Below are 26692 nucleotides of genomic sequence, written 5' to 3'. Positions count from 1 at the left end.
GCTTACGGACGTGAGTCCGGCTAGAGCTGTTTGCGCACGTGCGTGCGGAAGTCAGAAGGTTTGTTGAGCTGGTCGCGCTCCACAAAGTCCCGCATGCGTTCAGCTAGCTCTAGGGTGAGCTGGGTACGGGTTTGGGATCCGAGGACGGAATCCCAGTACCAGAAGGTCTCCTCGAAGTAGTTGTGCCCGTGGCCGCCCGGCACGTTGAGCGAGTTGATCTGGTCCAGTGCTACCTGCCAGAAGGTGATGAACGGGTGCCAGCGCAGGTTTTTAAAAGTATCTGCGTACAAGGTCTGCGGGGTCGGCTCGTGGATCCAGTTGGGGCGAGCATAAATGAGCTTGCTATCCCACCACACGATGGCATCGGAGGCGTGCTGTCCCACCGCCACCCGTGGGCGCTCCCAGGTGCCATAGGGCTCGCCGAAGGCATCGTGCTCCATGTGTGCGGGGACTGCAGCGAAGCGGAGGTGTCGGCCGCCGTCGATAAGCGGCAAGCGCTCCAAGGATCCGCGTTCACGGTGCAGGCGCCGCATGAAACTGGTCATCCGGGGCGGCCCAGTGAATACCGCGCCATCGCAGGCGGCGAGCAGTTCCTCAAGCGTCTCGTAGTTTTCCACGATGGCATAGCAGCCTAAGGATTCGCCGCTTAAGTACAGCTTGGGGCGGTTGTCCTCGGGCAGGAGCTCGAGCCGGGCGTGAACGGCGGCAATGAGCTCGCGCGCAAAAGTGCGGGAGAGGTTCTTATCCACCAAGTAGGAAAACATGGAGGGCAAGTAGTCGAATTGCAAGGCCACGGTGGCGCAATTGCCGCGCGTGAGGAATTCATAGCCACTGACCGAATAATTATTGATCCAGCCTGAGCCGGAGGGCATCTGCAGCACGATGGTGTCGCGGTGGAAGGCCCCCGTGCGGTCCATCTCCGCCACCGCGTGGCGGGCAGCGGCGTGCGGACCACGGCCGCGGATGAGGCCGATGTAAATGCGTATTGGTTCGCGCGCCCGGTCAAAGTGCATGACCTCTTTGATGTCCTGGGCGCGGGGGCCGCGGTCGAGAAAAACGCGGCCTTGTGAGCCGACAGCCGTCCACTGTTCGTGGGACCATGGGCTGCCAGAGCGTTCCGGCTCCCACGGCATGACGGAGCCTGGATAGACGAGCTTGTTGAGGGCAAGGCCCTGGATAGTGGCCTTGCGGAGCAGCCGGCGCCAGACCATGCGGTCGCTGGCCACGGCCGCGGCGAAGCCCACCGCGCCGCCGGCTAGGGGCCAGGCAATCCACCGGGGCAGCCAACGCTGAACCTGGAGGGAAAGCTGGGTGACGGCGAGCTGGGCTGCCTCTCCCACAATGAGCAAGGCGCCGTAGCCTGCGGTGCCCGCCACCATGCCCAGTGCGGCGGATTGCGGGCCGCGGTCATTGAGCTTGCCAACGAGGCGGGCCTGCTCTCTTTGATTGCGAAGGGAGCGTATGCCCGCGATGAAGGTTCCGAGCCCCAGCAAATAGTAGGAATAGCGCCGAGTGGTAGGGCCGACCCGGTCCTGGGGCCGTCGGCCTGCGTGGTGTAGGGCGCGCTTGGCCGCGAAAGCCGCGGTGGTGGCGGCGAGGTGTCCCGCGCCTTGGCCGATGGCTACGTTGGCAGCGGTAACCCACCACGGGCGTGGCAAGAGCGACGGGGAGACAGCTGCCCAGGTCGCGACTTCGGCGCCGAAGAGCCCGGGCCACATATTTTGCGGCAAGCGCCGCCTGCCGGTCATGCGCATGCCGGGGGTGAGATCACTGATTATCTCCAGCGAAAAGATGGCAGCCTGAAGTCCCGTGCGGGCGGTCCTGAGGGCGATGCGGCGCGCAAGTTGACGCATGCTGGCCATTGAACCAGCTTTGGGGCAGACGTGCAGTGATGCCACTAATCAGACCCAATCGGGCATAAAAGTGTGAGATCGGACTACTGAACCTGTGAATTCGGGCGCATAACGAGCAAAACTCGGACATTAGGGGCACAATAGGAGTCATGGGAAATCATGTTGGAAACAAAGTAGTACTCATCGGCGCTGGCGACGTTGGAGTTGCTTACGCCTACGCTCTGGTCAACCAGGGCACTGTTGATCACCTGGCCATCATCGACATCGACGAAAAGAAGCTCGAAGGCAACGTCATGGACCTCAACCATGGCGTTGTCTGGGCGCCGTCCCGCACCCGCGTGACCAAGGGCACCTACGAAGACTGCAAGGACGCCTCCATGGTCGTCATCTGCGCCGGTGCCGCACAGAAGCCCGGCGAGACCCGCCTGCAGCTCGTGGACAAGAACGTCAAGATCATGAACTCCATCGTGGCGGACGTCATGAAGAATGACTTCGACGGCATCTTCCTGGTCGCCTCCAACCCGGTGGACCTGCTGACCTACGCAGTGTGGAAGGCCTCCGGCTTCCCGCACCAGCGCGTCATCGGCTCCGGCACCGTCCTGGACTCGGCCCGCTACCGCTACATGCTCTCTGAAATGGATGACGTGGCACCGACCTCCGTCCACGCCTACATCATCGGTGAGCACGGCGATTCCGAGCTGCCGGTCGTCTCCTCCGCCAACATCGCAGGTGTCTCCCTGTCCCACCGTTCTGAAAAGGACCCGGGCTACAACGAGCGCATCGAGAAGATCTTCGAGGACACCCGCGACGCTGCCTACCACATCATCGACGCTAAGGGCTCCACCTCCTACGGCATCGGCATGGCCCTGGCCCGCATCACCCGCGCGGTCATCCAGAACCAGGCCGTCGCTCTCCCGGTCTCTGCCTACCTGCAGGGCGAGTACGGCCACGAGGATGTCTTCATCGGCACCCCGGCCATCGTTGACCGCTCCGGCGTCAACCGCGTTATCGAGCTGGCCCTCGATGATCACGAGAAGGAGCGCTTTGAGAACTCCTTCAACACGCTCAACACCATCAAGGAAGAAATCTTCGGCTAGTGAAGATTGTCGCCCACAGGGGATACTCCGGGAAATATCCGGAGCTATCCCCTCTTGCCTTTGAGAAAGCGCTCGAGCTACCCATTCACGGTATCGAGTGCGATATCCGCCTGAGCAGCGACGGCAAGGTGGTGGTTCATCACGATCCCACACTGGACCGCACCACGAATGGCTCAGGCCGAGTGTCTCGGATGACCTGGGAGGAGCTGCGCCGCCTCAAGATTGGCGGCGGCCAGCGCATGCTGCTTCTCGACGAACTCCTCGACATGCTCGGGGATAAGAAGCACCACCTCTACATTGAGACCAAGCATCCCTCGGGGCAAGGCGACATCCTCGAAGAACAGATGGTGCTGCGGCTGCGCTACGCAGGGCTTCTCGACGACCCCCGGATCCACATGATTTCCTTTTCCCACCGGGCCATTCGTCGAATGGCAGCACTTGCCCCGCACGTCGACCGCATCTACCTGCGCCGCGATTGGGAGCGCCATTTCAACCGTCCCGACATCCTGTTGTCGCAGCCCACTGGCCTGGGCATGTCGCTGTTGCGCGGCAAGCTGCAGCCCGACGCGATCGGCGCGCACGGCTTGCCCACGTACATGTGGACCATCGATAAACCCGCGGACATGAAGTGGGCGTGGGCCAACGGGGTAGATATTCTCGCCACGAACCAGCCGGAAGTGGCCCTGCATGCCATTGAGCTGTAATGAACAGGTAAGTTGTTCAGTATGGCCAAGAAGAAAAAGAAGAACGAACAGCTGCCGGAGGGCATGTCCCGCCGCCAAGCTAAGCTCGCTGCCCGCGCCGCCGAGCGCGCTGCCCTGGAAAAGGACCCTCGCCCCTTTGGTGGGCTGGCCGCTGAGGCTAGCCTCGTCGCCCTGCAGGAATTTGTTCCTTCCGCAACGGCGAAGCTGTCCGTCAAGGGCTTTGACAAGGACGTCTACGTCGCCACCGTGCTGCCCGGTGCTACTGCGGCGCTCATCCGTGATGAGGAATCCGGTGGTGAGGCCTTCGTGGGCCTGCAGGTACAGTCCCACACCCACAACCCGGGCCGCGACTTGGCTTTTGCTCTGAACTGGGTGAAAAACAACGCGCCGGGCTCCACCCTCGAGTCCACTGCTGCTGATGGTTCCCAGCCGAAGCTCAAGGAGCTGCTGGAGGAGGACGCCGAGCTGGAGATCAACGTCTACCAGGACTTCGCGTGGTGGATGCCGGAGGGCGCGCAGGTTCCGCCGCAGATGGCACAGGCACTGCAGCGAGCCAATGATTCCGTCATCGAGTCCTACCAGGTGGGCCAGGAGGCCGAAGGCTTCGTCGGCACCGCCTTCTGGGCCAACGCTGGTGGCGGCAAGGCTCACATCCGCTGGGTCCGCCCCTGCGATGACGAGAATGCTTTCCTCAATGCGCTTGCGCGCATTGCCGCTCGCGGTGAGCTCAACCTGGGCGAGAACACCAAGTTCGCCGGTGTCTTCCGCACGCATGGTCTCATCGCCCCGGTCTTCGACCTCGACCCAGAGGTCGCGCACGATTCTTACGAGTCCGAGCTGTCTCGCGTGAACAAGGCGTTGGAGGAGGAGATTTCCAACGACGCTAACCTCGACGCCAATGAGCGCAAGCAGCTGCAGAACATCAAGTCCCGTCAGGTGACGCTGCGCTAGTCGCCTCGGTGCCTTCGCCCCCGAGGTGTGGGTACGAAACGATCAATTAAGGCTCTAAAACCGCAAGGTTTTAGAGCCTTAATTGATCGAAACGACCGGCCGAAGCCTTAGCGCATGGAGTCCCAGAGCGCTTGGGCCTCGGCGTCATCCCAGAGGACGACGTTGCCCACGACTGTGTCCTCGAAGCCGCCGACGGGAACCGTCTTTGTCTCCACGCCTGAGGCCATGGATAGCGCCACGCGGGCAAGGTGCCAGACGTGGTCCTTCTCGTTGACGATGAAGGAATCCGCGGTGTGGTTGACCAGGGAGACAGCCTTGAAGGGATTGCCAATGGTGGAGAAGGCCGTTGCCTTATTTAGCAGCGCGGCGAAGAACTCGCGCTGGCGCTCGACGCGGTCCAAGTCACCCATCGCGGTAGCGCGGGTACGCACATAGCCGAGGGCATCTGGGCCGCGGAGCTTCTGGCAGCCCGCTTGGAGGTCGATGCCCGCGAGCGGATCGTTGATGGGCTCCTTGACGCAAATCTCCACGCCGCCGACGGAATCCACGACGTTTGCCAAGCCACCCATGCCGATCTCCGCATAGTGATCGATGTGGAGGCCGGTGGCTTGTTCCACGGTTTGGGTCAGCAGCTGCGGTCCACCGTAGGTGAAGGCAGCGTTGACCTTGTCCATGCCGAAGCCAGGCACGTCGACGTAGCTATCGCGTGGAATGGAGACCAGCTGGGCCTTTCCGGATGCGGGAATGTGGAGCAGCATGATGGTATCGGTGCGGCCGACGCCTACATCGCCACCGGTACCTAGCTCCGCTTGCTGCTCTTCAGTGAGCCCCTGGCGTGAGTCTGAACCCACCAAAAGCCAGTTCGTCCCGGAGGTCTGTGCCACCTGCTCGGTGGGCAGGGCGTCAATACGGGTCAGGCGTGAATCCGTCCACAAGGTGAAGGCCACCATGAAGACGAGGGCGATGACGACAAGCCAGCCCAGGCAACCGAAAGCCTGCTTGGCCGGGTTGACCTTCTTGCGGCGGCTATGCGGGCGCCCCGTGGGACGCCCGCGGGACGCAGTTTGTGGGGAGTAGCTGCGCGGCGGTGCGTCGGGGTTTCGCCGGTATACGCCGGCGGCAGATTCCCGGGCGGGCATGCTCTGCTGGCGCGCCGGGCGCGGCGATGCGTGCTGAGCCATATAAGCATCGACGTCGAAGCGGGTTTCCTCCGGACGAGAGCGTTGCGCACCGGGGCGCTGAGCGCGAGAAGAAGAGTGCGTGGGATTAGCCCGCTGTGCAGAGGGGCGGCGACGCACCGGGCGTCCGTAGCGATCCCGCAGGGGCTGCCCGTCAGCGCCAAGGACAAACTCACCGGCGTCCTGTCCGGCAGCATGCGCACCGCGCGGGCCATCCGGGCCGTGGGGGTGGGCAGGGCCAGTGGCACCCGCGCGGCGGGAATCGCCGTGGGGATCGCCAGCGCGGCGGGAATCGCGCTCTGGATCGCGTCCTTGGTAGGTCATGGGGAACACTGTACCGCGAAATCACTTCCGCCCCACCTTTCACGCAGGGTGCGGGAGCGGTCTTTGTGGTGCTATGAACTCTGGCCCGTGCTTAAGCACCGAAGAGCAGTGCGTAGCCCACGAAAGCGATAGCGTCGATCAGAAAGTGCGCGATGACCAGCGGCCACACCTTCCCCGTGCGGTGGAAGTACCAGCCATAGAGCACGCCCATGATGATATTGCCGAAGCCGGCGGAAACGCCCTGGTAGAGGTGATAAGAGCCGCGCAGGATGGAGGAAGCCGCCAGTGTTGCGGGCAGGGCCCACCCTGATTGCTTGAGCCTGGTCATGAACCAGTACACCACCACCAGCTCCTCCGCCCAGGCGTTGGCAAAGGACTTGATGAGAAGCACGGGAATCTCAATCCACGTATCGAAAGCCCCTGGCACGACCTCCTTGGTCCAGCCAAAGTGCAACGCCGCGTAATACAGCACCAACCCCGGAAGGCCAATGACTGCCGCTAGCGCTGCGCCGTGCAGTCCGTCCCGCCACTGTGGGCGGGGTGGAGAGGAGAGTAAGTACAGGGCAAGCGCTCCCCACCCGAAGAGCACCGCGGCACTGCAGAGCTGGAAGGCGAGGTCGAGCATCGTCGACGCCGACTGCGAGGCGTTGATGGTGACCGATTGCTCGTTGAGTGGCGCCGGGTTGAGCAGGGAATCGGTCAGACGCAGCGCGGCGCGCACGCCCGAGATGCCAAACGTGATGGTCAGGACAATGAGGATCTCCGCGCGCAGGCGGGAACGGGCGGTCATGGGTGAAGCACCTGGGCGAGGCCGAGGAGGGAGGCGTCGTCAAGCGTGAGCGAGCCTAAGTGCACGCCTACGGGCGGGTGATCTCGCACCGGCCACGGCACGGAAATAGCGGGCAGCTGCGCCACGTTGAACAACGAACCCCACGGCGACCACCGCGTTTGTTCATCGAAGTTGGCCTGGTGGTCCAGCGCCAGGAAATGCCCGCGCCGTGGCGGATCGAAGGCCAGCATGGGGCTTAAGATGGCGTCTACTTCCCACTCTTGTGCCAGCATTTTTGGTAGCTGCGCGGCGTGGGCGCGGGCCGCAGCAAATTCGGATTCCGTGACGCGGCGCCCCTTCGCGCGGATCCATTCCGCGTAGCCTGCTGCGAAGTCAAGGCCTGCCAGCCGGCGACTAAAGATATGTTGAAAGGCCTCAAAGGTAGCCGCGGCCTGGGGATAGGGGGAAATGGCCACGGTTTCGAAACCCGCGCCTTCAAAGGTGGCGGTGGCCTCTGCGACCGCGCGCAGCATGTGCGGGGCTACCTCGGCTTGAGCGAAGAGGGGATCCGTCAGCACGCCGATGCGGGCGCGCCGGGCACGCGGGTTAAGGCCGTGCAGAGTTGCGGTATCGGCGATGCTGCGCGTGATGAACCCCTGCACCGAGAGGTCCTCGCCGCCGGGCTTGAACCCGACGACGCCGCAGGCGGCAGCCGGCACGCGGATGGAGCCTCCGCCGTCGGAGGCATGCGCAGCGCGCAGCAGACCCCGCGCCACCTGGACCGCCGCTCCGCCGGAGGAACCGCCCGGCGTATGGCCCGGGTAGAGCGGATTATCCGGGTGCGCCAGGCCGACAGGTTCGGTGTCCACGCGCAGGCCCAGCTCGGGCGCGGCGGATTTGCCGACGACGAGCGCGCCGGCGTCGATAAGCTCCTGCACGAAAGGATCGGTCTCCTCCGCCACGTAGGCACGCTCGGCATGCCCGAGCGTGGTGGGCATGCCGGCGACATCGTTGAGATCCTTAACCGAGAGAATCCAGCCGCTCAAACGCCCGTGCGCCTGCGGCCGGCGTTCGAGGTCGAAGTACGTGAAGCCGTGCTCCGCAGGGCTCAGACCAGATAGGTCCTCGCGCAGCTTGTCCAGAGTGAACTCGGTGCTCTCCATGGCGGCTCAGTTTAGTAGTTGTGTGAGATAAAGTTGCTGTCATGAGCACCACGATCGCATTCCTCGGGCCCGCTGGAACCTTTACGGAAGCGGCGATGCAGCATTTCGCCGCAGACTTTGCTTCCCCCGAGGGGATGCCGGTGAGCTCCCCGGCCGAGGCGCTGTCGGCGGTGCGTTCCGGTGCGGCGGATTATGCCTGCGTGGCTATCGAAAACTCCGTGGACGGGCCGGTTACTGCCACCTTTGACGCGCTTGCCGCCGGCTCCCGGGTCCAGATCTACCGCGAGGTAGACCTGCCGGTGTCCTTCTCCATTCTGGTGCGCCCCGGCACTACCGCAGAGAATCTTCGCACCTTCTCTACGCATCCCGTGGCCTACCAGCAGGTGCGCGGTTGGTTGAAGCAGAACTTGCCGGACGTGGAGTATGTTCCGGCGGCGTCGAATGGTGCGGCGGCGCAGGCCGTGGCGCGCGGGGAGGTGGATGTCGCTGCCGCCCCTGCCCGCGCAGCGGAGGTCTTCGGACTGGATTCTATTGCGGAGAATGTGGCAGATGTCGCGGGGGCCACGACTCGTTTCGTCCTCGTGGGACCGGCCGGAAAGCCGACCGAGCGGACCGGCAACGACAGGACGTCCGTCATCTTCACCCTGCCCAACGAGCCGGGCTCCCTGGTAGGGGCCCTACAGGAATTCGCGCACCGCGGGGTGGACCTCTCCCGCATCGAATCCCGCCCGCTGCGCACCGTCTTCGGTAACTATCGCTTCCACGCCGATCTCATCGGACACATTGAGGACCAGCCGGTGGCGGAGGCTCTGCGGGCACTGTGGCTGCGGGCGGAGGACGTCGTTTTCGTTGGTTCCTGGCCTTCCGTAGTGGCGCAAGGGGAGGCGCCACGGAACTTGGCGCGGTTGCAAGAGGCCGATGAATGGGTAGCGCAGGCGCGCACCGGCCAATAGTGTGGTGAAGCATGACCGGAAGAATCATCCTGCTGCGCCACGGCCAGACCTTTTCCAATATTGACCGCGTTATGGATACCCGGCCTCCGGGCGCCGAGCTCACCGAGCGCGGCCGCGGCCAGGCAGAAGATGTGGGCCGCGAGCTGGCTGAGCTGTGCGCGGGTCGCCGCGTGCGCTTTGTGTGTTCTATTGCCCTACGCGCCCAGCAGACCGCGATGCTGGCCGCCCGTACCTTCGGCGAGGCCGCCGATGAGCGCAACGTTCCCGTGGAAGTGCGGGTGGGCCTGCACGAGGTTTTCGCAGGTGATCATGAAATGAGCGGCAGCGAAGACACCCACCGCGAATACATGGTGGCACTGCGCGGCTGGCTCGACGGTGACGAGACCGCCCGGATGCCTGGCGGCGAGAGCTACGTGGATGTGCTCGAGCGCTACCAACCGGTGTTGGAGGATCTCGCTGCCGAGCTGGAGGATGATGAAGATATCGTCGTCGTCAGCCACGGCGCCGCCATTCGCGTGGTGACGAAGCATGCCTGCTGCGTGGACCCAGACTTTGCTTATACAGGTTATATGCCGAACTGCCGTTTTACCCTCATGGAGCCGCAGGGCCAGCCTTTTGGCCAGTGGACGCTCAAGCGCTGGGCGGATACAGAAGTCTAGTTCGGGGTCCTTCGCTTTGGCGACGGTAGGTGCCCTTCCGGGCACCTACCCCCAGCCGAGCTCGTGGAGGCGGTCTTCCTCAAATCCGAAATAGTGCCCGACCTCGTGGAAGACGGTCACCATGACTTCGTGGGCGAGATCCTCTTCCGAGTTGCTGATGGCCTGCAACGGCTGCCGGTAAATGGAAATGGTATCCGGCAGGTAGCCGGTGTGTGAGGCGGTGCGCTGCGTGAGCATGACGCCCTCATAAAGCCCCAACAGTTCAGGGTTCTCCGGGTGTTCCTCCTCGACGAGGATGACCAGGTTGCGCATCTGATCAACGAAGCGATCCGGAATTTTATCCAGGGCCTCGCCGACCATTTCCTCAAAGCGTTCTTCGCTGACCTCGTACATGTGGTTACTTCCTGTTCAAGGGCCGGGCTTAGAGGGCCGGTGCCGCAGCTTCAGGGGTGGCGGGAGCGGCGCTCGCACCAGCTGGCTCGGCATTCTCGCCGCCCGGCTGAGCATTCGAGTCACGCAATGGGTTGCGCTTCGGCTGCTCGGTCGGTGGGGCGCCGTTAATGCTCAGGGCCTCGCGTCCCCCTGTGGCAGAGCCGGTGATCTCGGAGAAGTGGCCGTCCTTGATGTGGATCAGTGAGCAATTCACCGAACGGGAGCCACTCTCCCAGGTCTCGCGGCTCATCGCACCCCAGAAAGGTTGCAGCGTGGACTGGTAAAGGTTCTCCTCGCCGCCCAGGTAATCCATGGCATTTTGGGTACAGGTCTCGGAGAGGAACTTATCCATGTCCTCATCGCTGGGGTAGCCATTGGGGAACTTCTCGGCCAGGTTGATGACGGATACGGTCTCCAACTGGTGCGGTTCCTGGCAAGGCACGGTATTGAGCACCTGTTTATCATCCACCTTGCGGCATTCGCCGGGCTTGGCGACGACCGCCTGGTCCACCTCGCTGACCTTGCCGGTGGATTCCTGCGGTACGCCGTTGACGTCGGTCGTCTGCAGGCCGCACAGCAAGGTGCGGTCACCCTGATCCCAGGATGTGGCTGGGGGCAGGATGGAAGCAATGTCATAGCGCCCGTTGGGATCCCACTTGCCATTGAGGTAGCTCACCGTGGGTGCCTCGCACAGCTCATCGCGCAAGGCGTTTTGGCGTGTGATGTCGGGGCGCGTGGCGTTGGGGCCGAACTCGCTGGTGGGGTAGGCGCTGAGATCCTCGCGAGCCGAGACCTCGAAGCGGTGTGGTTTATCGCAGCTGATCTGCTCAAAACCGGTGGCGGTGCCATCTGGGGCGATGTCCCACGTCACGCATGCCCCAGCGGAGGCGGTAGTGAAGGGAGCAGCTTCGCCGTCGGCGGCAGAAGGATCGGCAGCCTGACTGCCGTCGGCGCTGGAGCTAGCGGAGCCATGTCCGGCCGAATCGGTGCCGGTTGGCTCGCCGCTGAAGAGGCCGTAGGAGGCCATGAAGACGGCCGCGGCCAATGCTGCAACGAGGACGACGCGGATGGCGGAGGCGGAGCGCCATGCAGATGAAGTGCTCATAGAACTCCTCATACTACTCCCTTAGCAGCCCTGGCTTCTAGCCCGCCCAGTGCCGTTCGGGGCGAGGGCACGGTTAGATACGCGTGCGGGAGACGTGGGTCGTGAGCCGGTAGCGGTCAGTGCGGTAGACCGAGGAGCACCATTCAACTGGCCGGTCCCCGGAGCGGGCGAGGCGGGTGATGTGGAGAAGCGGGGGGTTCGGGGGGACGTCGAGAAGCTCGGCGATGTCCTCCTCCGCCGCCACCGCGGTGACCGTTTGCTCGGCCTCGGTGATGGGGACCTCGAAGGTGCTATCCAGAATCGCGTAGACGGAATTATAGATGTCATTTTCTAGCAGCGTCGGCGCGAAGGCGGAGTTATACCAGCCGTCGTCGATGGAATAAGGCTCGCCATCGCCCAAGCGCAGGCGCCGCAGGTGGGTGTGTGCAACCGTGGTTTCTGTGCCGAAGAAATCACAGACCTCGCTGGGCGCGGTACTGCGCTCGCCCAGCAGGATTCTCGAGGAAGCCTGTACTTTTTGGTAACCCATCTCATCGGAAAAGGACGCCAGATGGAGCCGGGAGACCAGTGGGTTCGGAGCCACGAAGGTGCCCTTGCCTCGCACGCGCCGCAGGCGGCCTTCGGCCACTAAATCACCGATAGCGCGGCGCACGGTGATGCGGGAAACACCGTAGGTTTCTTCGAGAATGCGCTCGCCGGGGAGGATGTCACCGGGTTTGAGGGTGGTTCGGCAGAGCTCGGAGAGAATATCCCGCAGCTGAGCGTGCTTGGGCACGGGGCTGTCGGTAATAATGTGAGGTGCCATAGTATCCATGATAGTGCGCTGGTTATGACCAGCGCAAAGGTATGGCCGTGCGCTAGACTATCCGGCGTGATTGATCTCAAGTTTCTTCGCGAAAATCCCGATGTCGTCCGCGCCTCCCAGGTAAACCGTGGGGAGGACCCCGCTTTGGTGGACCAGCTGCTCGCCGCCGATGAACAGCGCCGCGCGGCCATTGTGAAGGCAGACCAGCTGCGTTCGGAGCAGAAGGCCTTTGGCAAGAAGATTGGCCAGGCCTCCCCCGAGGAGCGCCCGGCACTGCTGGAGGGCTCTAACGAGCTGAAGGAAAAGGTCAAGGCGGCCGGCGAGGAAGCGGCCGCGGCCGAGGCCAAGGTGACGGAGCTGCAGTACCAGCTCTCCAACGTGGTGGAGGGTGCTCCGGCGGGCGGCGAGGATGACTTCATCGTGCTCGAGGAGGTCGGTGAGAAGCCGCAGTTCGACTTCGAGCCGAAGGATCACCTGGAGTTGGGTGAGACGCTGGGGCTTATCGACGTCAAGCGGGGCGCCAAGGTCGGCGGCGCACGTTTCTACTACCTCACTGGTGATGGCGCCTTCTTGCAGCTGGGCATGCTGATGCTTGCTGCGCAGAAAGCCCGCGAGGCCGGTTTCCAGCTCATGATCCCGCCGGTGCTTGTGCGCCCAGACGTCATGCAGGGAACTGGCTTCTTGGGTCAGCACTCGGATGAGGTTTACTACCTGCCGGCGGATGATCTTTACCTGGTCGGCACCTCCGAGGTGGCCTTGGCCGGCTACCACAAGGAAGAAATCATCGACCTGTCCAAGGGGCCGCTGCAGTATGCGGGCTGGTCCTCCTGCTTCCGCCGCGAGGCGGGTTCTCACGGCAAGGACACCCGCGGAATCCTGCGCGTGCACCAGTTCGACAAGCTGGAGATGTTTGTCTACTGCAAGCCGGAAGACGCCGAGGAGATGCACCAGAAGCTGCTGAACATGGAAAAGGACATGCTCGCGGCGATGGAGCTTCCCTACCGCACCATCGACATCGCGGGCGGGGATCTGGGCTCCTCCGCGGCGCGCAAGTTCGATAACGAGGCGTGGGTGCCGACTCAGGAGACCTACCGCGAGCTCACCTCGACCTCGAACTGCACCACCTTCCAGGCCCGCCGCCTGTCCACGCGCTACCGCGATGAGAACGGCAAGACCCAGTACGCCGCTACGCTCAACGGCACCCTGGCGACCACCCGCTGGCTCGTGGCCATTCTGGAGAACCACCAGCAGGCAGACGGCTCCGTCGTGGTTCCGGAGGCACTGCGCCCATTCGTGGGCAAGGACGTTCTGTACCCCGTAAACTCCTAGAAGAACGCGGCGCGCGGCGGCTCGCGCGCCGCCCTCTCTTGTCCCTCCTCGCTGCTCTCGACGGCGGGGTCTTAGCTGTTTGGAGCACCATGAGCGCTGTGACTAATTTCCTCTACCGGCAGATCACGCACATCGGCCGCGGGGTGACTCTGGCCCAGGGGCTCAAGATGCGCCTGTCCGGGGAGGGGAATATCCCGGACAAGGGCGGGGCCGTCATCGTGTGCAACCACACCGGCTACATGGATTTCCTCTTCGGGGCCTTCTTGGCTTACCGCAAGCGCCGTTTGGTGCGCTACTTGGCTAAGGCCTCCATCTTCCAGGCGCCGGTGGCCGGGCAGCTTTTTCAGGTGATGGGGCATGTGCCGGTGGACCGTATTGATGGTGGGGCGTCGATTGTGAAGGGCATCGAGCTGGCCAAGAGCGGGGAGCTCGTGGGGGTCTTCGCAGAAGGAACGATTTCTCGCAGCTTTGAAATCCGCAGCATGCGCAACGGCGCGGCTCGTATTGCGCATGGCGCGGGCGTTCCGATTGTTCCGCAGGTTATCTTTGGCTCCCAGCGCATCTGGACGAAGGGGCAGAAGAAGCACTTGGGCCGCACGAAGACGCCGGTGCTGATTAAAGCCTTGGAGCCCTACTACACAACGGGCGATTTCGACGCGGATATCGCGGAGGTGCGGCGCCGTATGCAGGTGGCCCTGGAGGGCCTGTGGGCCGACTATGAGGCGGAGTTTGGCCCGATGCCGGCCGGCGAGTTTTGGGTGCCGGCCCGCAAGGGCGGAGGTGCGCCAACGTTGGAGGAGGCTGAGGCCCAGGACTCCGAGGTGGAGAGTGAGCGCTACCGTGTGCGCCGGCTGCGCGATGACCTAACCAATCTCAAGGACCGCGTCTCTGAGGCCACGGTGGAGCTCATGCGCGACCGGATGGCGCTGATGAAGCGGACTGATTCCGAAGAATCGGGAGCAGGGCTTGGCGGCGAGTACGCCGACGCCACCCAGGAAAACGACGGCGCGCAAGTTGAAAGCTCAGCCGCTGAGAAAGGCAAAGAGCGCCCGCGTACTGCTCCGGAGACTCTGGAGTGGATCAAGGAGAACCTCAACTCGGTGGTTGAGGAAGCCATGCGCGGCGTCGGGGAAGGCCGCGACAAGGTCACGGAGGTTATGGCGCAACTGAAGTCCGATGTGGTGGAGGCCCAGGCCTCCATGACTGCGAGCAGCAAGGAGATCTTTGCCGGCTCCGTGGTGGAGCAAGGTTTGCTCTCGGCAGCGACGCAATCGCGCATCATCGTTTCCCGTCTGCCGCACCGCGTGAAGGCGCAGTATTCCACCGTGCCGCGGGTGATTGTGGCGGATCAGAGTGCGCTGAGCATGGAGAACGGGGAAATTTCACAGCGGCTCCAAGAAGCGCTTGCGCAGTTGCACCCGCAGGTTGAGGAGCTGGTTGTGCTTTCGCAGCAGGGCGAAGTTCTGGACGCCGCGGCTTTTGGAGAGCTCCCCCAAACCTGTTGGCGCATTGCGTGCTCGGACGGGGCTGAAGGGGCGCAGTTCAACGATGCTCCCGGGGGCGTGGTGGTAACGGCCTCCTCCCCCGCAGAGGGGCTTGCGGCAGTGGCGAAGAAGATCGGGGTCGAGCCCAAGGACCTCCTGTTCTTTGCCAATGAGCCTGGGGATGAAACCTTTGCCGACGGCGGGGACGGAGTCGCCGTGCGCATGGTGGCGCTGGAGACCGCCCCCATTGAGGTGATTAAGGCTGCCCAGGCAGTGACCTACTCCGCAGAGCGTTATGGCATGGCAGAAGTACTGGAGGCGATGGCGCGCTTGCAGCAGGAAAAGAACTAAGGATGTAAACCCTGGGCTTGGGAGAGCCCTTGACGTCCGTTAACACCCCCGGAAGGGGGTGTTATTTTATTTTGTCATCCTATGAAACGGCTTGGAAACTCCAGCTTACGGCGGCGGAACTTACGTGTGAGTAGCGTCTCCAGAGAGAAAAACTGGTGATCTATAGCATTGGCCGTGGGAGAAAACTTCTTCTTCATCCGCCCTTCGGGCAGTTGACCGAGGCATCGGTGCACAGGGCGCGCGTGGTGGATGAGCACAACATGCTGCGCATACCGTCAACTGGGACAGGCCTTTCTGACGCCGTGCAGCGAGAGAGGAGACTCGGTCAACAATGACCACGACGAGTATTAACAGCTTCAACCCTGAGTATTTTGAAAAGACCTGGAATGACTACTCCACCGAGGAGTATGACGTCGTCATCATCGGCGGAGGTTCCGTAGGCGCCGGCGCCGCACTGGATGCGGCCACCCGTGGACTGAAGACGGCCGTGCTGGAATCCCAAGACTTTGCGGCGGGTACGTCTTCGCGTTCCTCCAAGATGTTCCACGGTGGCCTGCGCTACCTGGCAATGTTCGACTTCCGCCTCGTTGCGGAGTCCCTCAAGGAGCGCGAGCTCAACATGTCGACCCTAGCGCCGCACCTGGTCAAGCCGCTGAAGTTCATCTTCCCGCTGACCCACCGCGGCTGGGAGCGCGTCATGATGTTCGGTGGTTTTACCCTCTATGACCTCATGGGTGGCGCCAAGAGCGTCCCGATGCAGAAGCACCTCACCCGCAAGGGCGTGCTGAAGGTAACCCCGGGCCTCAAGGAGGACGCCGTCGTCGGTGGCGTGCGCTACTACGACACGCTTGTCGACGACGCCCGCCACACCATGACCGTCCTGCGCACCGCCGCTGAATACGGCGCGAGCGTGCGCACCGGTACTGAAGTGATTGGCTTTGAGAAAGACGGCCGCGGCCGCATCACCGCCGCGAAGGTCCGTGACCTGGAAACCGGCCGCGAAACCACCGTGAAGGGCAAGGCGTTCATCAACGCGACCGGCGTGTGGAACGACAAGATTCAGGAGATGGCGGGCGCTGAAGGCAAGTTCACCGTCCACGCTTCCAAGGGGGTGCACATCGTGGTCCCGAAGGATGCCCTCGATGCGGATGCCGCGCTGTGCTTCGTCACCGAGAAGTCCGTGCTCTTCGTCATCCCGTGGGGTGAGTACTGGATTATCGGTACCACCGACACCGATTGGGAGAAGGGCCTGTCCCTGCCGGATCCGGCGCCGACGAAGGCGGATATCGACTACATTCTGGACGAGGTCAACCAGCGCGTGCGCAACAAGATCACCCGTGATGACATCGTCGGCGTGTACTCCGGCCTACGCCCGCTGCTGTCCGGCAAGTCAGATTCCACCACCAACCTCTCCCGCAACCACGCCGTTGCCCGCGTCGCACCGGGCATGGTGTCCGTCGCCGGTGGTAAGTACACCACTTACCGTGTCATCGGCAAGGATGCCGTGGACCTGGCTGCCAAGGAGCTGGGCACGAAGGTGTCCGAGTCCGTCACCGAGCGCACCCCGATTCTGGGCGCGGACGGCTACCACGCGCTGGCCAACCAGGTTCCGGCACTCGCCCGCCGCTATAACCTCAGCGAGGAGCGCATCGAGCACCTGCTCGGCCGCTATGGCTCGCTGATCGGCGAGGTGCTCGCCCCAGCTGCTGACGACGCCACGCTGCTCGAGCCGGTTCCGGGCGCCGAGAGCTACATCTGGGCAGAGGTGCGCTACGCCGTGACCCACGAGGGCGCCCTGCACATCGACGACATCGTCTCCCGCCGCCTGCGCGTGGCCATCGAGTTCGCCGACCGCGGCGTCGCTGCCGCACAGCCGATCGCTGAGTTCGTCGCCCCGCTGCTGGGATGGGAGCAGGCCGATATCGAGCGCGAAGTCTCCCACTTCACCAAGCACACCGAGGCAGAGCTCGCCGCCGAGGCAGCGTTGACCGACCGTGAAGCAAACGACATCCTCGAGCGCGCAGGAAGCGCACGAGCCACCAAGGAAGAAGCCTAAAAGTCACAGGGGCCCAGCGAGAGGTGGTTTTCCCTCGCTGGGCCCTTGGCCTAGGCAGATAAGAAAGGACATCTTATGACCGGAATGGATGCATTCCTGTGGGAGTTCATCGGCACTGCGCTTCTGCTCCTGCTCGGCAACGGCGTGTGCGCCGTTGTCAACCTCCGAACCTCAGGCGCACGCGGTTCGGACTGGATCGTCATCGCTATGGGTTGGGGCCTCGCGGTCTTCATCGGCGCTAGTGTTGCCGACCCCACCGGCGGCCACCTCAACCCGGCGGTCACCATCATGCTGGCCGTGAATGGTTCCCTCGAGTGGAGCCTCGTGCCCTACTACCTGTTGGGGCAGATTCTGGGCGCCATGCTTGGCGCGTTCCTTGCCTGGGCTACGTTTAAGCAGCTTTTCGACTCCAACAACCTCGACGAAGCCGGCAACGTCACCGGTGCCAACAAGAACACCGGGGGCATCTTCTTTACCGCCCCGGCGCACCCGAACAACGGTTGGAACGCAGTCACCGAGTTCATTGCTACCTGCGTGCTGCTCATGTTCATCGCCTTCGGCCCGGCCGGTGGCGAGTTGGGCCCGCTGAAGTACTTCGCCGTGGCCTTCGTCGTTGTGTCCGTGGGCCTGTCCCTCGGTACTGCCACCGGCTACGCGATTAACCCGGTCCGTGACCTTGGCCCTCGCATCATGTACGCCTTTGTCCTTCCCATTAAGGACAAGGGAGATGCGAATTGGGGCTACGCCTGGGTTCCGGTGGTTGCACCGTCCCTCGCGGCCGTCGCCGTTGGCTTGTTGTCCATGGCTCTCTAATACACACCCCGCTACTCAGAAACGGAGAACACAATGACTACCAAGAGCTACGTTGCAGCGATTGACCAGGGTACGACCTCCACGCGTTGCATCATTTTCAACCACGACGGCGAGCAGGTGTCCGTCGGACAGCTCGAGCACGAGCAGATCTTCCCGGAGAAGGGCTGGGTCGAGCATGACCCGGAGGAAATCTGGAGCAACACCCGCCGCGCGGTGGGTGAGGCTTTGGCCAACGGCGACATCAACGTCGAAGACATCGCCGCCCTCGGTATTACTAATCAGCGCGAGACCACCGTTGTGTGGGACAAGAACACTGGCAAGCCGGTGTACAACGCCATCGTCTGGCAGGACACCCGCACCACCGAGATTTGCAAGGAGCTCGCTGGCGACGAGGGCGCGGACAAGTGGCGTCGCCGCACCGGCCTCATCATCAACTCCTACCCAGCCGGCCCGAAGGTGAAGTGGATCCTCGATAACGTCGAGGGTGCCCGCGAGCGCGCGGAGAAGGGCGAGCTGCTCTTCGGCACCATCGATACCTGGCTGCTGTGGAACCTCACCGGTGGCGCCGACGGCGACAACGGCCAAGAGGCCCTGCACGCCACGGACGTCACCAATGCCTCGCGCACCTTGCTCATGGATATCGAGAAGCTCGAGTGGGATGAGGAACTGTGCAAGGAGATGGGTATCCCGACGTCCATGCTCCCGGAGATCCGCCCGTCCCTGGGTGACTTCCGAACCGTGCGCGAGCGCGGCTCGCTGGCCGGCGTGCCGATTCGCGCCATTTTAGGTGACCAGCAGGCCGCCATGTTCGGCCAGGGCTGCTTCCGCCCGGGTTCCGCCAAGAATACCTACGGTACCGGCCTGTTCCTCCTGCTCAACACCGGTACTACCCCGAAGTTCTCCGAGAACGGCCTGCTCACCACCGTGTGCTTCCAGCGCGAGGGCGAGCGCCCTGTCTATGCGCTCGAAGGGTCCGTGTCCATGGGCGGTTCCTTGGTGCAATGGCTGCGCGATAACCTGCAGATCATCCCGAACTCTGCCTCCATCGAGAACATGGCCCGTGAGGTTAAGGACAACGGTGGCGTCTACATCGTTCCTGCCTTCTCTGGTCTGTTCGCCCCGTACTGGCGCCCGGATGCCCGCGGCGTCATCGTGGGCCTGACCCGCTTTGCCAACCGCAAACACCTGGCCCGCGCGGTCCTCGAGTCCACGGCGTACCAGACTCGCGACGTCGCCGATGCCATGGTGGCGGACTCCGGCGTGGAGATCACCGAGCTGCGCGTCGACGGCGGCATGACGATGAACGAGCTGCTCATGCAGTTCCAAGCGGACATGCTTGGCGTGGAGGTGCACCGCCCGAAGAACGTGGAGACCACCGCCACCGGTGCTGCATTCGCCGCGGGCCTTGACTCCGGCTTCTGGGATGACCTCAGCGTGCTGAGCTCCCAGCAGGGTGACTTCAAGGTGTGGAAGCCGCAACGCGAAAAGGAAGAAGTCGAGGCTCTCTACCGCGATTGGAAGCGCGCCATCAAGCGTTCCCTGAACTGGGAAGACGTGGACGATGACGACGTGATTGCCTAAGACCTGAACGACGCACGAGGACGCGGCCGTGACGAGTAATCTCGTGGCGGCCGCTTTCGTCGTTGGGCGCTTATCCGTGCCGTCGTGTGTCTCAACCTGACGTAGACTCGGGGCTATGGCCAATGAAGTATTCTCGGACCACGCTCCGCGCCTCATCATCAGCGATATCGACGGTACTTTGTTGGACCGAAACCACCGGGTGCCCAAGCGAAACCGCGAAGCTGTGGCCCGTGCGGTCGCCGCGGGCAGCGAGTTTGCGCTGGCAACTGGGCGCCCCTTCCGGTGGATCATGCCCGTGCTCGAGCAGCTGACCGTGCGCCCAGTCTGCGTGACATCAAATGGTGCGGTGATTTATGACTCGGCGGAGGACCGCGTTCTCTCCGCCCACGAGCTTTCGCCTGAGGCCCTCGCTGAAACCGTGAAGGTCGCTGCAAAGGTGCTCGAACCGCATGGCGGGGTTGGCTTCGGGGCGGAGCGCGCGGGAGGCTCGGTCTTGGACCCGGTTGAGGAACTCTTCGTGGTGGAATCGCACTATTCAGAGAACGCGCTCTTTGAGGGCTTCGGGCTGGTGAGCGTGGGGGAGTTGGTGTCTCGACCGGCGGTCAAGCTGTTGATTCGTAATACCGCGTTCTCGGCGCCGGAACTCTACGAACTCATCGCGCCGCACATTGATTCCGAGCTTGCTCACGTGACCTACTCGATGTCCGAGGGCGTTCTAGAGGTTGCGGCCCCCAACGTGACGAAGCGCCGCGGAGTGAAGTGGCTGGCTGAGCATCACGGTATCGCCCGCGAAGACATCATCGCCTTTGGCGATATGCCCAACGATATCGAGATGCTTGAGTGGGCAGGGTGCGGTGTTGCCATGGAGAATGCGCATCCGGATGTCGTGGCCGCTGCAGATGCAGTGACGCTGCCGCACCATCAAGCAGGTGTGGCAAAGGTCCTCGAGCGCTGGTTCTGATATCTCCGGTTGCGGGGTGCGTGGTGGTGTTTTAGTCTTTGTCGCATGGGGGATTTGGAGACTTATTTCTCCTACCGCAGTTCGGGGTTGGATCTTGTGGGGCTTGCGGTAGGCAGTGTGGATGGTTTACGCGCGCGTGGCGCTTCATTGGCTGATGCGGTGGAGTTAGCTGGGCTGCATCGTGTGTATTTTGGGTCGACGCGTTTTACGGGCAAGCAGCGCCAAGCGCGTGCGGCTGCGGTTGCCCAAGGACATGATGTGGCGTCGTTGAACTTGATTGAGGCGTATACCGCCAAGGTGAAAAAGGAGTTGGATGCGTGGAATCTGCGTGTCAGGTTGGCAGGGACTCCAGCACACCAAATCCCAAAGGTAGCGAAGGAACGCTTGAAGCAGTTGCGGCCGCAGCGGGTGCCTGAACCTGGGGTGCGCTTGACGTACCGGAAGGTGGGGCCGCATTCGTTGACGATTACTGATTCAGCCTTGCGCATTAGTGAGATGCGTGGGACTTTGGAGTCGATTAATCCGGCTGATTTGTTGGATGCGGCAGGTCAGGTGTTCTTTAACCAGGCGCATGGGGGTTCGAAGCCTGCGGTGGCGACCAATGTGGTGGTTACGTTGGATGAGTTGGACCAGATTGTGCGGGGTGAGGGCGATGATATTGAGCTCGTGCTTACCAACGGTGGGCGGATGACGGGCCGGGAGTTTGTGACCTATAAGTTTGCTGAGGTTGGGTATGTGACTTTGGTGCATCCGACTATAGGGCCGGTGTGGTTGCATCGTGTGCGGCGTTTGGCTGGGTTTGAGCAGCGGTTAATGGCGAGTGCGGAGCATCCGACGTGTGCGCGTGAGGGGTGTAATAAGCCGGCGGATTATTGCCAGGTGCATCATTTAGTGCCGTGGCAGGCGGGTGGGGCGACGGATCCGCCGAATCTGACGATGTTGTGTGCTTATCACAATGGCATCAATGATGATGACCCGGATAAGCCGACTGGTGCCGGCTATGTCTTTAGGTTGCGGGGCGGGGTGGGGTATGTACCACCCTGGGCGGAGCCGATTACTTCGCAGCCGGCATACCAAGCGGCACAGGCAGCATTGAAGCAGCAGACCACAGGGGACTTTTTAGGTTCAGCCCTCCCGGATACCTAAACCCCAAGCCCAAATAAATGCCGAAGCGGAAGCCATCAGGTGGCTCCCGCTACATCGGCGATCCCGCTTAGACTTGGGGTGCTTTGGGGTTAGTCCGTGAACACCTGAATCTGCTCAGTCTCCGGGTTGTAGACAATGGAACCGCCCTGGAACTGCACGCGGACTTCCTTGCCGAGGCCGGTGGGGACTTCGTTGGACGTCGGCAAGCCGAGCGTCGCCGCGTTGTCGCCGGACGCCCATTCCTTGGCGATGCGTCCCACGAGTGCGTGCGTACCAGTGTCCTCAGAGCCTAGGACGATGCCGTTCTGAAAGAGCTGGTAGATGATGCCGGCCGACTCATCCGGCCCGCCCACAGCCAATCCCAGCGCTGGGCCGAAGGCGTTAAGGACCGCCGTCCACGTTTCCTTCAAGCCCTCGTTCTTGCTCAAGGACAGCACCTTGGTCACGATGCCCGGGATCTGCTCCACCGGCAGCCCGTTGACGGTCTGGTCCGTGTCAATCTGCTGGTCCGAGCGGGCATACATGATGGCGAAGAGCGTGCCGGCCAGGCCTACCAGTGCTGTTACGGTGCTCATCGGGATTTCAGTATCGCCCAGCGAGGATGTTGCCTCCTGGGCCGGTGCGGGGGCAGACGGCGCAGCCGTGCTCGGCGTGGAGTCAGGGGTGTCTGGTGTGGTCGTATCCTCGCTGTCCCAGTCCGTCGACGTCGAACCAGACGCGCCCGACTTGATGGCCAGGTACTTCTTGTGCGCCGCCGCGCGGATCTTCGGCCATTGGGCAATGGTGTATTGCCCCGGGCACGCGGTGTAGTGCACATCGCTGTGGCCGAAGAGGCCATAGACGGGGGCAGAAGCGCCTGCTGGGTAGCGCGAACCACCGAAGCCCTCCGAGCGAAGGGAGACGCGGGAGGTCGGATCGACACCGGAAATGGCGCCCTTCCAGCCGGCAAGGTCGGTGACAGATTCCAAGAGGGCTTCCGTCGGCTGCGCAGTCTCGTAGTTGCCGATCATGGAGATACCCCACGTGTTCTTGTTAAAACCGCCGATGTGCGCACCCTGCACAGCTTTAGCGAGCCCGCCGTAGCGGCCCTCGTAGATGGTGCCGTACTTATCCACCAGCGCGTTGTATCCGATATCGCACCAACCTAAATTCTGGGCGTGGTACTGGTAAGCAGCGCGCACCTGCGCGGCTGCTTGCGCGCGGGTGTAGTTATTGGAACCCGCGGTGTGGTGCAGCGCGATGGCCTTCACACCGTCGTCGTAGTCGGCGCCCTTGCAGCGGATATTCTCATTCGCGCCCCAGCCGGCGCGCGAAACCACGCGCGGCATGCCATCGGTCTCAGCGGTTGGCTCAATGCCCTCGCCCTCCTGGGCGTTGCCGTCCATGAAGACAGCCTCGAGGCCTTCGACGTCGCTGTTGGCCGGAAGCTCTTCGGTCTCGGCAACGGGGGCGATGTCGCCGACGTTGAAGGGGGCGTCGTCAAGCGCGGCGTCCTCAACGGGGGACTCGGTGAGTTTTTCATCCAAGTTCGACCCGGTCACCAGGTCCACGTTGTTGATGGATACCTGCACGTCGTTGGTATCTCCCACGAAGATGAGCTCGGTGCCGTTCGTGGCGTTGGGGTCATCGTTGTTGTAGGACATCGAGTCCATGTCGTACCACTCGGACCAGGACCCGTCCGGCTGCTTCGCGCGGACGAAGGCCGCGACATCGCGCGTGCCCTTCCACGTGACGGCGAAGGAGGAGAAGGTCTCATCGCGGTGGAATTGCTTGACGGCGCGCGGGCCTTCGCCCTCGCCCTGGGCTGCGATGGCCGGGTCATCCACCACGACCGTTTCGCCAGAACCGAAGGTTTCGGAGGCCGAGCTCACTTCGATGGGGCCGCTGCCCGCTTCCTGGGTCTGGATGAGGGTTTGGCCGCCCACGGCTGCGGCAGCGACCACAGCGATCGAGGTGACCGTGGCGATAACCGGCGTTGACCACGTCGATTTCGCGGGAACAAGACGACGTTTGAGGTGCACTGTTACTCCCTAGGATGGTGGCGCCACAAGGTTAAGAGAAGCGCAAAAAGTTAACTAACGGGACAGATGGTACGTCAGGTGTTGGAGTGAAAGAAGGTGTGACACGCGAGTTTCCTCGCTTGGGTGTCACCCGCCGTTTTGCACGTGTTGCTGCCTTAAGCTGGTGGCCATGACTGCATATGACCTCATCGTTGTTGGATCTGGATTCTTCGGCCTGACCGTGGCCGAGCGCGCAGCCTCCCAGCTGGGCAAGAAGGTGCTCATCGTCGAGCGCCGCGAGCACCTGGGCGGCAACGCCTACTCGGAGGCCGAGCCGGAGACCGGCATCGAGGTCCACAAGTACGGCGCGCACCTCTTCCACACCTCGAACAAGCGCGTGTGGGAGTACTGCAACCAGTTCACCGACTTCACCGACTACCAGCACCGCGTCTTCGCCATGCACGACGGCACGGCCTACCAGTTCCCCATGGGCCTGGGCCTGATTAACCAGTTCTTCGGCCGCTACTACTCCCCGGATGAGGCGCGCGAGCTCATCAAGGAGCAGGCCGGCGAGTTCGCCGTAGATGAGGCGCAGAACCTGGAGGAAAAGGCCATCGCGCTCATTGGCCGCCCGCTCTACGAGGCATTCATCCGCGATTACACCGCAAAGCAGTGGCAGACCGATCCGAAGGAGCTGCCGGCCGGCAACATCACGCGCCTGCCGGTGCGCTACACCTTCAACAACCGCTACTTCAACGACACCTACGAGGGCCTGCCCGTCGACGGCTACGCGGCCTGGCTGGAGAAGATGGCGGAGCACGAGCTTATCGACGTCCGTCTGGGCACCGACTGGTTCGACGTGCGCGAGGAAGTGCGGGGGGCGTCGCCAAGCGCGCCGGTGGTCTACACCGGCCCACTGGATCGCTACTTCGACTTCGCCGAGGGTGAGCTGGGCTGGCGCACGCTCGACTTTGACCTGGAGGTGCTGGAGACCGGTGACTTCCAGGGCACCCCGGTGATGAACTACAACGATGCGGACGTGGACTACACCCGCATCCACGAGTTCCGCCACTTCCATCCGGAGCGCGCCGATAAGTACCCCAAGGGCAAGACGGTGATTATGAAGGAGTACTCGCGCTTTGCCGAGAAGGGCGATGAGCCGTACTACCCGATTAACACCCCGGAGGACCGCTCCAAGCTGGAGGCCTACCGCAAGCTCGCCGCCGCTGAGGCCCGCGAGAACCAGGTTCTTTTTGGTGGCCGCCTGGGCACCTACCAGTACCTGGACATGCACATGGCCATCGCGTCCGCGCTGAGCATGTTCGATAACAAGCTGGCCCCGTTCTGGAATGAGGGCAAGGCCCTGGAGCAGGAGCGCGGCCACTAAGCCGCGTGCGGCCTGTACGGGTTAGTCCCCGTGGCGCGCTATGCTGAGACACCTCGATGGAAGGAGGTGACGGCATGGCCCAGCGCAAGAAGAAGCGTGCAGACCGCAGCATGTGGAAGATGTCCCCGGAGCGGCTCGAGGAACACCTCAAGCTGCGCAGTCGCGCAACGCGCATTCCCGATAAGAAGAAGGAACAATCCAGGAAGGCCTGCCGGAACACCCGGCAGGCCTTTGGCCTTTCTTTGGGAGGTTTCGCCAGCGCACGGGGCCGGGACGCCGCACATAAAACTTGTCGGACGCTCAACGATTGATTAAAGTTAACAGCAGGTTAACAATAGGCGAACAGAAAGTGAGTTTAGAGATGACTTCCCCTAACGCCCGCCGTTTCGATACGTTGCGCCACGACTTGCACGCAGATTATGGCCACGAGTACACCGCGCAGGAGATTGATTCCTTCCTCGACGCCACCATTGAGCGTCACGAAGCTGGTGCGACTTTAGAAGAGTTCATTCCTGTGATGGTGGAGCGCGAGGTCCGCGAGCACTTCGGTACGCACCGCATCCACGTGCGTTTCGCCGCAGGAGCTGACCACGCGCTGGCGCAGGCTGCCGTAGCGCTGACGAAGAAGTACGCCGGCGAGGCCCTGCTTGTCGACGCCGCCGTAGCCCACCCCGAAAACGACCCCGACTCCCACATGGCCCACGTGCTCCAAGAGCGCGGCATGGCGGAGCACCCGGACCGCTACCTCGAGGACCTGCGTCTGGTGACCATCCCGGATTACATCGTGTACTTGGGCCGCGAGATCCCGCGCGACGAGGCCGGCAAGGACATCAAGATTTGGGACATCGCCACCGCCGAGACCGTGGAGGAGACCCGCGAGCTGGCCGATGACCTCGGCGCCCGCGTGCTCTACATGCTCAACCGCCTGGGAATCGAGCCCATCTCGGAGGATGCCGCTGTCACGGCCTAAATCAGCTGGATAAAGACTTCCTCAACGCGGTCGACACTGCGCAGGGAATCTGGAAGGTTAAGACCGGCATGGGCGATGACGTAGGCGTCGCGTACATCGGTCTTGGAGTTGCCGACGTGGATGCGAGAGAGCTGCCGCATCGCAAGCCCTGGTAGATGGCGAACATCTGCCCCCATGTCTTGGGCGACTGCGACGGTCAACCGGCCGATGTTGTTGGGAATAACAAGGACCGAGGCGTTGTCGGCGAGGAATTGGCCGAAGAGCTTGCGTAGCGAGCCTTCATGCTGATTGATGCGTTTGGACAGGACTTGCCTGCCTTGGGGATCGAGGACGCAGGCGTGGTGGAAGTATTTGCCGACGTCTACGCCAATGACGAAGTCATAGGCCATGGGTGTATGCCTCCTAGCGATGAATGAGAAGTTGGACTATTTAAGCTTCATCGCTGGGGTTGTCGGACATGCTTGCGCTGGCATCCACATTACTGTGAGACCTCATACCACCTGGGCTGGGTCGGGTTCCTATTAGCAGTTTGAGGATGTCACTGTCTTCGGCGGCATCACCCCCGGATCATTTTCAGACAGGGGCGGGAACAAGCCATACCGAAGCCAGCGACTAGTTCCA

At 62.8% G+C, this 26692-nt stretch carries 23 protein-coding genes and 1 pseudogene; 15 read left to right on the top strand and 9 right to left on the bottom strand.

The window, feature by feature from the left end; translation table 11 throughout:
- Nucleotides 1–20 precede the first annotated feature (20 nt).
- Nucleotides 21–1862: an alpha/beta-hydrolase family protein gene (locus HMPREF2537_RS04765; RefSeq protein WP_070525959.1), complete on the bottom strand. Its 1842-nt coding sequence runs from the start codon at nt 1860–1862 to the stop codon at nt 21–23.
- A gap of 140 nt (nt 1863–2002) precedes the next feature.
- Here HMPREF2537_RS04765 and HMPREF2537_RS04760 point away from each other — a divergent pair, with 140 nt between their 5' ends.
- From HMPREF2537_RS04760 to HMPREF2537_RS04750, 3 genes are read left to right on the top strand one after another with little or no spacing between them, the layout of a single operon-like run.
- Nucleotides 2003–2950 carry an L-lactate dehydrogenase gene (locus HMPREF2537_RS04760; protein WP_070443241.1) on the top strand — a complete coding sequence of 316 codons (948 nt, stop codon included), beginning with the start codon at nt 2003–2005 and terminating at the stop codon, nt 2948–2950.
- Entirely contained in the window at nt 2950–3654 is a 705-nt protein-coding gene (locus tag HMPREF2537_RS04755) for a glycerophosphodiester phosphodiesterase family protein (RefSeq protein WP_049156880.1), read from the top strand. The genes HMPREF2537_RS04760 and HMPREF2537_RS04755 overlap by 1 nt, the downstream gene beginning before the upstream one ends.
- A 21-nt stretch (nt 3655–3675) precedes the next feature.
- Nucleotides 3676–4605, top strand: a complete 930-nt coding sequence (locus HMPREF2537_RS04750; RefSeq protein ID WP_070525957.1) for a DUF5926 family protein — start codon at nt 3676–3678, stop codon at nt 4603–4605.
- A 107-nt stretch (nt 4606–4712) separates the two neighbouring features.
- Here HMPREF2537_RS04750 and HMPREF2537_RS04745 read toward each other — a convergent pair whose 3' ends face one another.
- The 3 genes from HMPREF2537_RS04745 to HMPREF2537_RS04735 all read right to left on the bottom strand — a co-directional run bounded on the left by HMPREF2537_RS04745 (nt 4713) and on the right by HMPREF2537_RS04735 (nt 8039).
- Nucleotides 4713–6107 (bottom strand): LCP family protein, encoded by a 1395-nt coding sequence (locus HMPREF2537_RS04745; RefSeq protein ID WP_083298967.1) that lies wholly within the window; start codon nt 6105–6107, stop codon nt 4713–4715.
- A gap of 91 nt (nt 6108–6198) precedes the next feature.
- Nucleotides 6199–6897: a CPBP family intramembrane glutamic endopeptidase gene (locus tag HMPREF2537_RS04740; protein ID WP_070525955.1), complete on the bottom strand. Its 699-nt coding sequence runs from the start codon at nt 6895–6897 to the stop codon at nt 6199–6201.
- Nucleotides 6894–8039 (bottom strand): amidase, encoded by a 1146-nt coding sequence (locus HMPREF2537_RS04735; protein WP_070525954.1) that lies wholly within the window; start codon nt 8037–8039, stop codon nt 6894–6896. The genes HMPREF2537_RS04740 and HMPREF2537_RS04735 overlap by 4 nt, the downstream gene beginning before the upstream one ends.
- 41 nt (nt 8040–8080) lie before the next feature.
- Here HMPREF2537_RS04735 and pheA point away from each other — a divergent pair, with 41 nt between their 5' ends.
- Together pheA and HMPREF2537_RS04725 are read left to right on the top strand one after the other, a co-directional pair.
- Nucleotides 8081–8992: a prephenate dehydratase gene (pheA, locus tag HMPREF2537_RS04730; RefSeq protein ID WP_070525953.1), complete on the top strand. Its 912-nt coding sequence runs from the start codon at nt 8081–8083 to the stop codon at nt 8990–8992.
- 11 nt (nt 8993–9003) lie between these two features.
- Nucleotides 9004–9651 carry a histidine phosphatase family protein gene (locus HMPREF2537_RS04725; RefSeq protein WP_070525952.1) on the top strand — a complete coding sequence of 216 codons (648 nt, stop codon included), beginning with the start codon at nt 9004–9006 and terminating at the stop codon, nt 9649–9651.
- Between the two features lie 45 nt (nt 9652–9696).
- Here the strand turns inward: HMPREF2537_RS04725 and HMPREF2537_RS04720 are convergent, their stop codons facing one another.
- The 3 genes from HMPREF2537_RS04720 to HMPREF2537_RS04710 form a co-directional block, all read right to left on the bottom strand.
- Nucleotides 9697–10044, bottom strand: a complete 348-nt coding sequence (locus HMPREF2537_RS04720; protein ID WP_070525950.1) for a metallopeptidase family protein — start codon at nt 10042–10044, stop codon at nt 9697–9699.
- Nucleotides 10045–10072: 28 nt separating this feature from the next.
- A complete protein-coding gene (locus HMPREF2537_RS04715) occupies nt 10073–11188 on the bottom strand; it encodes a septum formation family protein (protein ID WP_070525948.1) in 1116 nt (371 codons plus the stop codon).
- A 73-nt stretch (nt 11189–11261) separates the two neighbouring features.
- Nucleotides 11262–11993, bottom strand: a complete 732-nt coding sequence (locus tag HMPREF2537_RS04710) for a GntR family transcriptional regulator (protein ID WP_210383618.1) — start codon at nt 11991–11993, stop codon at nt 11262–11264.
- Between the two features lie 66 nt (nt 11994–12059).
- Here HMPREF2537_RS04710 and serS point away from each other — a divergent pair, with 66 nt between their 5' ends.
- From serS to HMPREF2537_RS04675, 7 genes are all read left to right on the top strand, one after another.
- On the top strand, nt 12060–13322 hold the full coding sequence (serS, locus tag HMPREF2537_RS04705; RefSeq protein WP_070525943.1) for a serine--tRNA ligase: 1263 nt from the start codon (nt 12060–12062) through the stop codon (nt 13320–13322).
- Nucleotides 13323–13411: 89 nt separating this feature from the next.
- On the top strand, nt 13412–15157 hold the full coding sequence (locus tag HMPREF2537_RS04700; RefSeq protein WP_070525941.1) for a lysophospholipid acyltransferase family protein: 1746 nt from the start codon (nt 13412–13414) through the stop codon (nt 15155–15157).
- A 331-nt stretch (nt 15158–15488) separates the two neighbouring features.
- Nucleotides 15489–17213 (top strand): glycerol-3-phosphate dehydrogenase/oxidase, encoded by a 1725-nt coding sequence (locus HMPREF2537_RS04695; RefSeq protein WP_070525939.1) that lies wholly within the window; start codon nt 15489–15491, stop codon nt 17211–17213.
- A 75-nt stretch (nt 17214–17288) separates the two neighbouring features.
- Nucleotides 17289–18026 carry an MIP/aquaporin family protein gene (locus HMPREF2537_RS04690; protein WP_070525938.1) on the top strand — a complete coding sequence of 246 codons (738 nt, stop codon included), beginning with the start codon at nt 17289–17291 and terminating at the stop codon, nt 18024–18026.
- Nucleotides 18027–18059: 33 nt separating this feature from the next.
- Entirely contained in the window at nt 18060–19607 is a 1548-nt protein-coding gene (gene glpK, locus HMPREF2537_RS04685; protein WP_070525936.1) for a glycerol kinase GlpK, read from the top strand.
- 115 nt (nt 19608–19722) lie between these two features.
- On the top strand, nt 19723–20568 hold the full coding sequence (locus HMPREF2537_RS04680; RefSeq protein WP_070523840.1) for a Cof-type HAD-IIB family hydrolase: 846 nt from the start codon (nt 19723–19725) through the stop codon (nt 20566–20568).
- Nucleotides 20569–20613: 45 nt separating this feature from the next.
- A complete protein-coding gene (locus HMPREF2537_RS04675; protein ID WP_070525934.1) occupies nt 20614–21714 on the top strand; it encodes an HNH endonuclease signature motif containing protein in 1101 nt (366 codons plus the stop codon).
- Between the two features lie 89 nt (nt 21715–21803).
- Here the strand turns inward: HMPREF2537_RS04675 and HMPREF2537_RS04670 are convergent, their stop codons facing one another.
- Nucleotides 21804–23735 (bottom strand): N-acetylmuramoyl-L-alanine amidase, encoded by a 1932-nt coding sequence (locus HMPREF2537_RS04670; RefSeq protein ID WP_070525932.1) that lies wholly within the window; start codon nt 23733–23735, stop codon nt 21804–21806.
- Nucleotides 23736–23904: 169 nt separating this feature from the next.
- On the opposite strand from HMPREF2537_RS04670, the gene glf reads away from it, so the two are divergent.
- The 3 genes from glf (at nt 23905) to HMPREF2537_RS04655 (ending at nt 26071) form a co-directional block, all read left to right on the top strand.
- Nucleotides 23905–25101 (top strand): UDP-galactopyranose mutase, encoded by a 1197-nt coding sequence (gene glf, locus HMPREF2537_RS04665; RefSeq protein WP_070525930.1) that lies wholly within the window; start codon nt 23905–23907, stop codon nt 25099–25101.
- Nucleotides 25102–25175: 74 nt separating this feature from the next.
- A complete protein-coding gene (locus HMPREF2537_RS04660) occupies nt 25176–25412 on the top strand; it encodes a hypothetical protein (protein ID WP_046647607.1) in 237 nt (78 codons plus the stop codon).
- Between the two features lie 50 nt (nt 25413–25462).
- A complete protein-coding gene (locus HMPREF2537_RS04655; RefSeq protein ID WP_070525928.1) occupies nt 25463–26071 on the top strand; it encodes a three-helix bundle dimerization domain-containing protein in 609 nt (202 codons plus the stop codon).
- A 2-nt stretch (nt 26072–26073) separates the two neighbouring features.
- Here HMPREF2537_RS04655 and HMPREF2537_RS04650 read toward each other — a convergent pair.
- A pseudogene (locus HMPREF2537_RS04650) lies at nt 26074–26460 on the bottom strand (IS110 family transposase); the annotation flags it as partial.
- Nucleotides 26461–26692: the final 232 nt, after the last annotated feature.

The sequence above is a fragment of the Corynebacterium sp. HMSC074E01 genome (assembly GCF_001808885.1).
Taxonomy (GTDB): domain Bacteria; phylum Actinomycetota; class Actinomycetes; order Mycobacteriales; family Mycobacteriaceae; genus Corynebacterium.
The sequence above is the reverse complement of the archived record's forward strand: the minus strand, read 5'-3'. Positions and strand labels throughout refer to the sequence as shown.

What these genes read in the sequence shown, in the direction of transcription:
- HMPREF2537_RS04765 (WP_070525959.1), bottom strand. Translation starts at nt 1,862, where the DNA reads ATGGCCAGCATGCGTCAACTTGCGCGCCGCATCGCCCTCAGGACCGCC.
- HMPREF2537_RS04760 (WP_070443241.1), top strand. Translation starts at nt 2,003, where the DNA reads ATGGGAAATCATGTTGGAAACAAAGTAGTACTCATCGGCGCTGGCGAC.
- HMPREF2537_RS04750 (WP_070525957.1), top strand. Translation starts at nt 3,676, where the DNA reads ATGGCCAAGAAGAAAAAGAAGAACGAACAGCTGCCGGAGGGCATGTCC.
- HMPREF2537_RS04745 (WP_083298967.1), bottom strand. Translation starts at nt 6,107, where the DNA reads ATGACCTACCAAGGACGCGATCCAGAGCGCGATTCCCGCCGCGCTGGC.
- HMPREF2537_RS04740 (WP_070525955.1), bottom strand. Translation starts at nt 6,897, where the DNA reads ATGACCGCCCGTTCCCGCCTGCGCGCGGAGATCCTCATTGTCCTGACC.
- HMPREF2537_RS04735 (WP_070525954.1), bottom strand. Translation starts at nt 8,039, where the DNA reads ATGGAGAGCACCGAGTTCACTCTGGACAAGCTGCGCGAGGACCTATCT.
- pheA (WP_070525953.1), top strand. Translation starts at nt 8,081, where the DNA reads ATGAGCACCACGATCGCATTCCTCGGGCCCGCTGGAACCTTTACGGAA.
- HMPREF2537_RS04725 (WP_070525952.1), top strand. Translation starts at nt 9,004, where the DNA reads ATGACCGGAAGAATCATCCTGCTGCGCCACGGCCAGACCTTTTCCAAT.
- HMPREF2537_RS04720 (WP_070525950.1), bottom strand. Translation starts at nt 10,044, where the DNA reads ATGTACGAGGTCAGCGAAGAACGCTTTGAGGAAATGGTCGGCGAGGCC.
- HMPREF2537_RS04715 (WP_070525948.1), bottom strand. Translation starts at nt 11,188, where the DNA reads ATGAGCACTTCATCTGCATGGCGCTCCGCCTCCGCCATCCGCGTCGTC.
- HMPREF2537_RS04710 (WP_210383618.1), bottom strand. Translation starts at nt 11,993, where the DNA reads ATGGCACCTCACATTATTACCGACAGCCCCGTGCCCAAGCACGCTCAG.
- HMPREF2537_RS04700 (WP_070525941.1), top strand. Translation starts at nt 13,412, where the DNA reads ATGAGCGCTGTGACTAATTTCCTCTACCGGCAGATCACGCACATCGGC.
- HMPREF2537_RS04695 (WP_070525939.1), top strand. Translation starts at nt 15,489, where the DNA reads ATGACCACGACGAGTATTAACAGCTTCAACCCTGAGTATTTTGAAAAG.
- HMPREF2537_RS04690 (WP_070525938.1), top strand. Translation starts at nt 17,289, where the DNA reads ATGACCGGAATGGATGCATTCCTGTGGGAGTTCATCGGCACTGCGCTT.
- glpK (WP_070525936.1), top strand. Translation starts at nt 18,060, where the DNA reads ATGACTACCAAGAGCTACGTTGCAGCGATTGACCAGGGTACGACCTCC.
- HMPREF2537_RS04680 (WP_070523840.1), top strand. Translation starts at nt 19,723, where the DNA reads ATGGCCAATGAAGTATTCTCGGACCACGCTCCGCGCCTCATCATCAGC.
- HMPREF2537_RS04675 (WP_070525934.1), top strand. Translation starts at nt 20,614, where the DNA reads ATGGGGGATTTGGAGACTTATTTCTCCTACCGCAGTTCGGGGTTGGAT.
- glf (WP_070525930.1), top strand. Translation starts at nt 23,905, where the DNA reads ATGACTGCATATGACCTCATCGTTGTTGGATCTGGATTCTTCGGCCTG.
- HMPREF2537_RS04660 (WP_046647607.1), top strand. Translation starts at nt 25,176, where the DNA reads ATGGCCCAGCGCAAGAAGAAGCGTGCAGACCGCAGCATGTGGAAGATG.
- HMPREF2537_RS04655 (WP_070525928.1), top strand. Translation starts at nt 25,463, where the DNA reads ATGACTTCCCCTAACGCCCGCCGTTTCGATACGTTGCGCCACGACTTG.